Raw genomic sequence first — 9,265 nt, forward strand, 5'->3', positions numbered from 1 at the left:
GTCGAGGAGAACATCGAGACGCGCTGCCTCCGAGGACCATTGCTCGCAGCGTGGGCGGATGATGTCGCGATCGGCGGCGGACGGCATGGGCCCGATCGCGGCGAGCAGTTCGCGACCCTCGTCGTCGTTCCCGAGCGGCACCGCGGCGGCCTCGGCACGGGCGGCAGCCGCCTCGGCCTCGCGTGCGAGGCGGTGGGCCTCCCGATCGACGACGGTCACACTCACCGCTCGATGCGCGGCGTCGCGTTCGGCCGCCATGGCGGCACGCTGTGGCTGCGTCTGCTCGAGTTCGGCGAGGACGTTCAGTGCCTCGCGGCGCCGGCGGAGTCGGTCGGCGAGAGCGACGACCTCGTCGAACCTGCGCCGATTGGCTTCGTCGACGGTGCGGACCCGCGCGAGCGCCGCGGCGGCGGCGTCGCGGTTCTCCGCGGCCTCGGCGAGAAGCCGACCGGCCCATTCCACCGGGTCGGCGTCGGTGCCCGCTTCGATCCCGGCGGACGCGGCGACCTTCGCCGCGAGTACTTCGACCTTCTTCTGTTGCTCGGCAAGCAGTTTCGTCCCGGCTCCCCGGCGATCACGGAACCATTGTTCGACGTCTCCGAAACGGGTGGTGTCGAACAGTCGCTCGAGCAGCCTGCCGCGCTCCTCGCTGCCTGCGCGCAGGAACCGGGCGAAATCGCCCTGCGGCAGAAGCACCACCTGGAAGAACTGTTCGGCGCTCATCCCCAGCAGCGACTTGACGACATCGCCGATCTCCGGGATCCGCGACAGGTTCTCCCCCGACCCGTCGAGCCACGTGAGAGTGGCTTTGGCCTGTTGCTTGATCGTGCCGGTGCCGCGCAGCTTCGGGCGCTCGAACTCGGGGCTGCGTTCGATGCACAGCCGGCGACCCGCGATGGTCGCTTCGAGCCGGACCTTCGGCACCGCACCTACACGCGCGTGGTCGGACAGCAGCCGGCGGCCGTCGGCACGAGCGCCGGGGACGGTGCCGTAGAGCGCGAATGCGACCGCGTCGAGGATCGACGTCTTACCCGCGCCCGTCCGACCGTGCAGCAGGAACAGGCCGTCGGCGCCGAGTTCGTCGAAGTCGATCTCGACGGTTTCGGCGAACGGCCCGAAGGCCGCGATCTCGAGGTGGTGCAGTCTCATGCCGACACGTCCGTTCGCCACGACGCGCCGTTCTCGTCGCCGATGCCGCGACGGCGGTCGACCTCCCTCAGCGCGTCGTCGATCCAGTCGCGCTCGCGCTCGGACGGTTCGGAACGCACATCGGTGAGGAACGACGCGGCGATGTCGCGGTCGCTGCGCCCGCACACCTTGTCGCGATAGCTGCCCTCCGTGGACCCGGCCGGTCGCTGCCATTCGACATGCACGGCACAGGGGAACCGCTCCTGCAGGCGACGCATGGCATCGAGGGGGCGGATCGCGTCGGTCAGCACCGCGGAGACGTAGTGCTCCTCGACCCCGGCATGCGCCGGATCGGCGAGCAGATCGTCGAGTTCGCCTTCGAGACGGGTGAGTTCGCGGATCACCGGAAGATCGACACGCTCGACGGACGCCGCACCGGATGCGTCGAGATCGACGACGAACACCGCCTTGCGGTGCGAGCGCTCGCCGAAGGAGTACGGCAACGGGGATCCCGAATACCGGACCGTCTCGCTCACGGTCTGAGGGGAGTGCAGATGACCGAGTGCGACGTAGTCGGCGCCGTCGAACGACGACGCGGCGACCGTCTCGACACCACCGACGGAGATGGACCGCTCGGAGTCGCTGGGCTCGCCGCCGACGACGAAGGCGTGGGCCAGAACGACGGTGCGGCCGTCGCGACCCGCGGCGTCGGCGTGCACGCGTTCCATCGCCGCGTCGAGGATCTGCTGGTGCGAGCGGGCCTCCGGGACGCCGAGCTCGGCCCGGGTGATCTCGGGCTCGAGATACGGGATGCCGTAGAAGCAGACCGGGCCGTGTTCGTCGTGCAGGACGACCGGGCTGCCGATCTGCGACACGCGGGTGATCAGGTGCAGACCGCCGTGCGCTGCGAAGGCGGCCCCCGCCCCGAGCCGGACCGGCGAATCATGATTGCCGGAGGTGGCGACGATGATCGCCCCCGCTTCGCGGATCGCCTCGAGTCCTGCATTGCACACGGCCACCGCATCGGAACTGGGGATGGACCGGTCGTACACGTCGCCCGGCACGACCACCACATCGATCCCGCGTTCGGCCACGAGATCGGCCACGGCCCGCAGCGCACGCGCCTGGTCGGCGAGCAGGTCGACACCGTGGAAAGTGCGGCCGATGTGCCAATCGGAGGTGTGCAGGATCCGCATGGCACAGACGGTAGAGGAGAGGACCGACATCCCCGGATGCCGGGTGGATGTCGCCTCGATGCGGCATCATCCGCCCCATGACAGCACTCACGGCACTCGGCCTGCTCGTCGCACTCGGTCTCGGGGTGGTGCTCGGCTGGCTGCTCCGAGCCTCCCGCGACGGCGAACGCGCAGTCCGTGCCGAGGCCCGGCTGGCGGCCCTGCGCGACAACGAGGAACAGCTGCGCCAATCGCTCGCTGCGGTGAGCGAGGACGCCGCCAGGCGGCAGTCCGGTGCCATCGGCGACCAGGTGTCGCGACTCGTCGGCCCGCTGAACGAGGCGGTGGGGGCGCTCGCCCGGCAGGTCGAGCACGTCGAACACAACCGCGTGCACGCCTACGCGGGGTTGAGCGAGCAGGTCGAAGGCATGCACCGCGCGTCGCAGCTGCTGTCCACACGCACCCAGCAGCTGGTCACCGCTCTGCGCGCGCCGCAGGTGCGCGGACGGTGGGGCGAGATCCAGCTCGAACGAGTCGTCGAGCTCGCCGGGATGGTGCGGCACTGCGACTTCGACACCCAGGTGAGCAAGGACGGCATGCGCCCCGATCTGGTGGTCTACCTCGCCGGGGGCAAGCAGATCGTCGTCGACGCGAAGGTGCCCTTCGCCGCCTATCTGGATGCCGCCGAGTCCGAGGATCCCGACGAGCGCGACCGTCACCTCACGCGCCACGCACGGCAGCTGCGCACCCACGTCGACCAGCTGTCGGGCAAGGCCTACTGGGAGTCCTTCGACCCGACGCCCGAATTCGTCGTGCTGTTCGTGCCGGGCGATCCGTTCCTCGACGCCGCGCTGGGCGCCGATCCCGATCTGCTCGAGCACGCCTTCGCCCGGAACGTCATCCTTGCCACCCCGACCACGCTCGTGGCCCTGCTGCGCACGATCGCCCACACCTGGCGGCAGGAAGCACTCTCCCGCGATGCGGCGACCATCCACCGGCTGGGCCGTGAGCTGTACCAACGGCTCGGTGTGGTGGGTTCGCACCTCGACCGGCTCGGCAACCAGCTCGGCAAGGCGGTCGATTCGTTCAACCTGACGGTCTCGTCGATGGACACCCGGGTGGGAGTGACGGCCCGCAAACTCCACGACCTGGAGATCTTCGACGGCGAGGTGCCCGAGGTCCAGCGTGTCGACGCGTGGCCGCGGCGCAGCACCCTGACAGAACGAGCCGTCGCGGACGGTCCTGTCGACGAAGCGAGCTGACATCGTCACGCTAATGTCTACGTTGTGTCTGCAACCCAACGTGCACGTTCGGCGGTGCCGCTCGACATGCGGTCGTTGGTGCCTACGGTGCCCGGTGTGCCCTGGTGGGGTGCCGTGGCGATCGCAGCCGGAACGACGCTTCTCGGGGTGCTGCTCGACAGCGCACGCGGGAACGAACTGACCACTGCGTTCACCGTCTTCTATGTGCTCGGCTGCCTCGCGGCCGTGGTGGCGGTGCGCCATCGCGGACTGTTCACGGCCATGGCCCAGCCGCCCCTGCTGCTGCTCCTCGCGGTGCCGATCGGTCAGGAGCTCGTCTCCTCCGGCAGCACCGGTGGCTTGAAGGATCTCGCGCTCAACGTCGCCTATCCGCTGGTGAACCGTTTCCCGGCGATGCTGCTGGCGACCGTCCTGGTCTTGGCCATCGGCGGTTTCCGGATCTTCGCGACCCGCCAGAACACCGGGGTGCGGGCCCGAGCGCCGCGCGAGCGCGCGAAGCCGCGTGCCCCGAAGGACCGCCCGTCACGAGCCGCGGACGACCGTCCGACCAGGCGCGCGACCCGGGGACGACCGTCGACCGCCACCCCGGGCCGGGGGACGCCGGCCGCGAAGGCGTCGGTCCGGGAGGTCGCCGACACCCGTCCACGTCGCCGCGCCCGCCCCGAGCCTCCGGCGGCCGAGCAACCCGCTCCTCGTGCACAGCGTGTCCGCGCCGAAGGATCTGCTCAGCGTGCTCGTGCTTCCCGACCTGCCGATCCGGTGCAGCCGGAGGGACGCGAGCCGCGGCGCCGTCCGGCACCCGAGCCGGAACCCGGCCGGCCGGCACCCGCACCCGCACCCACGCAGAGTTACGAGCCCCCGCGTGTGCGGTACCGCGACCGCTACGAGGACTGACCCGCACAACGACGAAGACGACCGGTCACCTGCCGATTCACGGCGGTGACCGGTCGTCTTCGCTTCAGGGACTACCTGTTCAGGAACGACGCGACGCGCGCAGTTCGCGCGGCAGGGCGAACACCAGGGTCTCGTTGGCGGTCGTCACCGACTGCACGTCGTGGAAGCCGCGCTCGTCGAGGAACTGGACGACGCCCTGGACGAGGATCTCGGGGACCGACGCACCCGAGGTGATACCGACGGTCTCGACGCCCTCGAGCCAGGCCGGATCGATCTCCTTGGCGTAGTCGACCAGGTGGGCCGCCCGGGCACCTGCACCGAGGGCCACCTCGACGAGTCGCACGGAGTTGGACGAATTCCGCGACCCCACGACGATCACCAGATCGCACTCGGGCGCCATCGCCTTCACCGCGACCTGCCGGTTCTGGGTGGCGTAGCAGATGTCGTCGCTCGGCGGATCCTGCAGCTGCGGGAACTTCTCGCGCAGGCGCTGCACGGTCTGCATCGTCTCGTCGACGCTCAGGGTGGTCTGGGACAGCCAGATGACCTTCTCCGGGTCGCGCACGGTCACCGAGTCGACGGCGTCGGGGCCGTCGACGAGCTGCACGTGGTCGGGGGCCTCCCCTGCGGTTCCCTCGACCTCCTCGTGCCCTTCGTGACCGATGAGCAGGATGTCGAAGTCGTCGCGGGCGAAACGCTTGGCCTCCTGGTGGACCTTCGTCACCAGCGGGCAGGTGGCGTCGATGGTGCGCAGCTGCCGGGCAGCGGCGGATTCGTGGACCGCGGGAGACACACCGTGCGCCGAGAACACGAGGACGGCGCCTTCGGGCACTTCGTCGGTCTCGTCGACGAAGACCACGCCGCGGTCGGCAAGCGTGTCGACGACGTGGCGGTTGTGGACGATCTCCTTGCGGACGTAGAGCGGCGCGCCGTACTTGTCGAGCGCTTTCTCGACCGTCTCGACCGCACGATCGACGCCGGCGCAGTAACCGCGTGGCTCGGCGAGCAGAACGCGCTTTCCGGAGGCAGAGGGGCCGGCGGACCGTGTGATCCCGACTTCGAGTGGAACAGGCGCAGACATGCCTCCAGACTACGGGGCGCGTCGGAGAGGGGCTTCCCAGCTCGCAACCGAGGGGCTCACCCGGCTACCAATCAGGCCGATCATCGGGCAGTCTTGGGGCATGATCCGTCCACCGTTCCTGGCACGGGTGGCTGCCGGCGTTGCTGTCACCGCGTACGAAGAGACCCTCAAGCTGCCGAGCACAGCCGTGTCGTTGCCGATGACGACGGTGAGCCAGATCCTGCAGACGACGATGCGGGTGCAACAGGTGATGACCTCGCTCGCCATCAAGGGCGACCAGTTCTTCGAGGTCTTCGGAGGAGAGCCCGCCGAGACCGCACAGTGGGCGACCTTCGACGACGACGGCTCCTCGTCGTCGGACGACGCCGCTCCCTCGACGAATGCCGCGTCGAACGGCGTTCCCGGCCGATTCGCCCTGTACTCGATCCCGCCGGAGACCGAGACCGATGCGCCTGCCGCCGAGACGGCGGTCACACCGGCGAAGTCCGGTGCGGCGACCTCGAAAGCGCCCGAGAAGAAGGTGGCAGCGGAGAAGGCCGGCACGAAGTCCGCCGCCGAAGGCACGGACACGAAGGTCGCCGAGGCCTCCGGAGACCGGTCCGAGATCGTCGAGTACCTCGACTACGACTCGCTGACCCTCGCCCAGTTGCGGGCCCGTCTGCGCACGCTGTCGGTGGACGAACTCACAGCGTTGCTCGACTACGAGAATGCTCACGCCGCGCGTACTCCGTTCGTGACGATGCTGTCGAACCGGATCACCAGCGCGCGTAACAAGTGACGGCCGGACAGAACGCGGGACGACCGAACTCCGCGGAGCAGCCCTGGCCCGTCCGCACCGTCGCCCAGAAGGTCGCCGGGTGGGTCGACAAGCTCGGCACCATCTGGGTCGAGGGTCAGGTCACCCAGATCAACGCCCGTCCCGGCACCCGGACGGCGTTCCTGACCCTGCGCGACCCGTCGGTGGACATGTCCCTGCAGGTGACCTGCTCACCGCAGCTCCTGCAGCAGTCGGGGGTGCCGCTCACCGAGGGCAGCCGCGTGATCATGTTCGGGAAGATGACCTTCTGGCCCGGTCGCGGCAGCCTCGCGCTGCGGGTCACCGAGATCCGGGCCGTCGGCATCGGGGAGCTGCTCGCGCGCCTCGAGCGGCTGCGCGCGTTGCTCGCCGCCGAGGGCCTGTTCGACCCGCGGTTGAAACGACCCTTGCCGTTCCTGCCGCGCCGCGTCGGCCTGGTCACCAGCCGCGGCAGCGCAGCCGAACGCGACGTGCTGTCGGTCGCGCAGCGTCGCTGGCCGGCCGTGCGGTTCGACGTCCGCCACGCGACGGTGCAGGGACCCACCGCGGTCACACAACTCATCGAGGCTCTCGAGGCGCTCGACAGCGATCCGGACGTCGACGTGATCGTTCTTGCCCGTGGCGGTGGCAGCGTCGAGGATCTGCTGCCGTTCTCCGACGAAGCGCTGTGCCGCGCGATCGCCGCATGCACGACCCCCGTGGTCAGCGCGATCGGCCACGAACCCGACAGTCCGCTGTGCGATCACGTCGCCGACCTGCGGGCCGCGACCCCCACCGATGCCGCGAAGCGCGTCGTGCCCGATGCCGTTGCCGAACTCGATCTGGTCGACGAGCTGAGGACGCGGTCGGCGGCGGCGCTGCGCAACTGGGTGCGCCGGGAGGAACACGTCATCGCGCAGATGCGCGAGCGTCCCGTCCTGGCCGATCCGTTCCGCGACCTCGACCGGCGATACGAGGAGCTCGAGCGGCTGCAGCAGGCAGCACGACGCGACGTCACCCGGCTGATCTCGTCGGAGTCGTCGACGCTCGAACATCTGCGGGCGCGGCTGGGGACCCTCGGCCCCGCGGCGACCCTGGCGCGTGGCTACGCCGTGGTCCAGCGGATCGTGCCGGGCAGCGACCCGGAGGTGGTACGCACACTCGGCGAGATGCCGATCGGCACCCAGCTGCGGGTGCGGGTTGCGGACGGCGCGGCCCGCGCCGCCGTCATGGGACACGAACGACAAGGAAGACAGGAACAGTGACGAACGCGGGAACCGACGACGCGAACGCCGATGTGCGGGAGTTCGGCTACGAGCGAGCTCGGGACGAACTCGTCAACGTCGTGAAGATGCTCGAACAGGGCGGCCTCGACCTCGACGACTCTCTGCAGCTGTGGGAACGCGGCGAGGCCCTCGCGAAACGCTGCGAGGAGCATCTCGCCGGCGCCCGCGAACGCGTCGAGCAGGCACTCTCGCTCGCGGACGACGAGGACGAAGACGACGAGGACTGACCTCGATCGCCCCGGCCCGGATCAGGGTTCGAGCGGTTCGGCCCTGCCCGCAGCGGTGGCCAGCGCAGTGAGCTCGGCCTCGTCGCCGGAGCCGCCGATCAGGATGCGCACGTCGCCGAAGTCGGACACCCAGAGCGCTTCGACTCCCTCGCCGCCGTAGACCACCCAGTCGTGCCCCTCGATCGAGCGGCTGTCGGTGGCGGTGCGGGCTCCCCCGGCGACGAATCGCACCAGCTCGTCCTCACCGGCATCCGACTGGGTGAAACGCACGTAGCGACCCTCCGGAGTGATGAAACCGACGGTGCTCGAATCGCCGCCCTGGCTGCCGGAGACGATGCTGCGGCTACCGGAGTTGGGCTGCCAGCCCTCGGGGACCTGGGGATGACGGATGGGGAATGCGAGTTCCGTCGCGTCGTACTTCAGACCGGCATCGATGTCGAAACTCGGCACCGGGCCCGCTGTGGGTCCGCCGGGCTTGAACTCGCACTGGCTGGCGATCGCGGCGATGAACAGAATCAGCACGAGCAGCGGGATCAGCGACCACGCCATATCGCGACCGTCTTGCAGGATGCGAGGTTTCTTGGATGCCACCCGTCCAGTCTGACAGCTGCGGAACAGGCATGTTCAGGCCGGGCGGGTCCGACAGGCCACACCATCGGCCGTGATGAGACAATAGCCGTGCGACACACACGGATCGTGCGGACGCCCTCGGCGACCGCTCCCTCTGCCGGCGCAACCCGCGTCGACCGAAAGTCTCCAGGAGGCAGTAGCCCATGACGGCCAGCACCCCACGCCGCGAAGCGCCGGACCGCAACCTCGCACTCGAACTGGTCCGCGTCACCGAGGCCGCGGCGATGGCGGCCGGCCGGTGGGTCGGGCGCGGCGACAAGGAAGGCGGCGACGGCGCCGCGGTCGACGCGATGCGCCACATGGTCAGCTCCGTGTCGATGCAGGGTGTCGTCGTGATCGGTGAGGGCGAGAAGGACGAAGCGCCCATGCTCTACAACGGCGAGGAGGTCGGCAACGGCGACGGTCCGCTGTGCGACGTCGCGGTCGACCCGATCGACGGCACGACACTCATGTCGAAGGGTGCTCCCGGCGCGATCGCGGTGCTCGCCGTGGCCGAGCGCGGTGCGATGTTCGACCCGTCCGCCGTGTTCTACATGGAGAAGATCGCCGTCGGCCCCGAGGCCGCCGACGTCATCGACATCACCGCCCCGATCGCGGAGAACATCCGCCGCGTCGCGAAGGCGAAGAACATCGCGCATGCCGACCTGACCGTGACGATCCTCGACCGTCCGCGCCACGCGCAGATCATCAAGGAGGTGCGCGAGGCGGGTGCCCGCATCCGTCTGATCTCCGACGGCGACGTCGCCGGTGCGATCGCCGCTGCACGTCCGGGTTCGGGTGTCGACATGCTGCTCGGCATCGGCGGTA

The 9,265-nt window shown here is 69.7% G+C and carries 10 protein-coding genes; 6 read left to right on the forward strand and 4 right to left on the reverse strand.

Annotation, left to right across the window (positions count from 1 at the left end):
* Positions 1-1,149 (reverse strand): AAA family ATPase (locus R1101_RS0110270; protein WP_037222778.1); only part of this gene is annotated, 1,149 nt, incomplete at its 3' end.
* Positions 1,146-2,324: an exonuclease SbcCD subunit D gene (locus R1101_RS0110275; protein ID WP_026003113.1), complete on the reverse strand. Its 1,179-nt coding sequence runs from the start codon at positions 2,322-2,324 to the stop codon at positions 1,146-1,148. The genes R1101_RS0110270 and R1101_RS0110275, both read right to left, overlap by 4 nt.
* A 77-nt stretch (positions 2,325-2,401) precedes the next feature.
* Between R1101_RS0110275 and R1101_RS0110280 the strand changes: the two genes are divergently transcribed.
* Complete coding sequence (locus R1101_RS0110280) at positions 2,402-3,565, forward strand: DNA recombination protein RmuC (RefSeq protein WP_016933348.1); 1,164 nt, start codon at positions 2,402-2,404, stop codon at positions 3,563-3,565.
* A 54-nt stretch (positions 3,566-3,619) separates the two neighbouring features.
* Positions 3,620-4,459 carry a DUF6542 domain-containing protein gene (locus tag R1101_RS26370; protein ID WP_016933349.1) on the forward strand — a complete coding sequence of 280 codons (840 nt, stop codon included), beginning with the start codon at positions 3,620-3,622 and terminating at the stop codon, positions 4,457-4,459.
* A gap of 79 nt (positions 4,460-4,538) precedes the next feature.
* Here R1101_RS26370 and R1101_RS0110290 read toward each other — a convergent pair whose 3' ends face one another.
* Positions 4,539-5,540 carry a 4-hydroxy-3-methylbut-2-enyl diphosphate reductase gene (locus tag R1101_RS0110290; RefSeq protein WP_016933350.1) on the reverse strand — a complete coding sequence of 334 codons (1,002 nt, stop codon included), beginning with the start codon at positions 5,538-5,540 and terminating at the stop codon, positions 4,539-4,541.
* Between the two features lie 100 nt (positions 5,541-5,640).
* Between R1101_RS0110290 and R1101_RS0110295 the strand changes: the two genes are divergently transcribed.
* From R1101_RS0110295 to R1101_RS0110305, 3 genes are read left to right on the forward strand one after another with little or no spacing between them, the layout of a single operon-like run.
* On the forward strand, positions 5,641-6,318 hold the full coding sequence (locus tag R1101_RS0110295; RefSeq protein WP_016933351.1) for a lipid droplet-associated protein: 678 nt from the start codon (positions 5,641-5,643) through the stop codon (positions 6,316-6,318).
* Positions 6,315-7,580, forward strand: a complete 1,266-nt coding sequence (xseA, locus tag R1101_RS0110300; RefSeq protein WP_016933352.1) for an exodeoxyribonuclease VII large subunit — start codon at positions 6,315-6,317, stop codon at positions 7,578-7,580. The genes R1101_RS0110295 and xseA overlap by 4 nt, the downstream gene beginning before the upstream one ends.
* A complete protein-coding gene (locus R1101_RS0110305) occupies positions 7,577-7,828 on the forward strand; it encodes an exodeoxyribonuclease VII small subunit (protein ID WP_016933353.1) in 252 nt (83 codons plus the stop codon). The genes xseA and R1101_RS0110305 overlap by 4 nt, the downstream gene beginning before the upstream one ends.
* A 21-nt stretch (positions 7,829-7,849) precedes the next feature.
* On the opposite strand, the gene R1101_RS0110310 is transcribed toward R1101_RS0110305, so the two are convergent.
* Positions 7,850-8,419, reverse strand: coding sequence for a DUF4245 domain-containing protein (locus R1101_RS0110310; protein ID WP_081494066.1), 570 nt, complete (start codon positions 8,417-8,419; stop codon positions 7,850-7,852).
* Between the two features lie 182 nt (positions 8,420-8,601).
* On the opposite strand from R1101_RS0110310, the gene glpX reads away from it, so the two are divergent.
* A partial coding sequence (glpX, locus tag R1101_RS0110315; protein ID WP_016933355.1) for a class II fructose-bisphosphatase occupies positions 8,602-9,265 on the forward strand: 664 nt, incomplete at its 3' end.

Origin of the sequence: Rhodococcus sp. R1101 (genome assembly GCF_000278445.1) — a bacterium.
In the GTDB taxonomy this organism is placed as follows: Bacteria; Actinomycetota; Actinomycetes; order Mycobacteriales; family Mycobacteriaceae; genus Rhodococcus; species Rhodococcus gordoniae.

Bases quoted from the DNA above. Each gene is read 5' to 3' on its own strand.
- R1101_RS0110275 (WP_026003113.1), bottom strand. From the start codon at position 2,324: ATGCGGATCCTGCACACCTCCGATTGGCACATCGGCCGCACTTTCCAC.
- R1101_RS0110290 (WP_016933350.1), bottom strand. From the start codon at position 5,540: ATGTCTGCGCCTGTTCCACTCGAAGTCGGGATCACACGGTCCGCCGGC.
- R1101_RS0110280 (WP_016933348.1), top strand. From the start codon at position 2,402: ATGACAGCACTCACGGCACTCGGCCTGCTCGTCGCACTCGGTCTCGGG.
- R1101_RS0110295 (WP_016933351.1), top strand. From the start codon at position 5,641: ATGATCCGTCCACCGTTCCTGGCACGGGTGGCTGCCGGCGTTGCTGTC.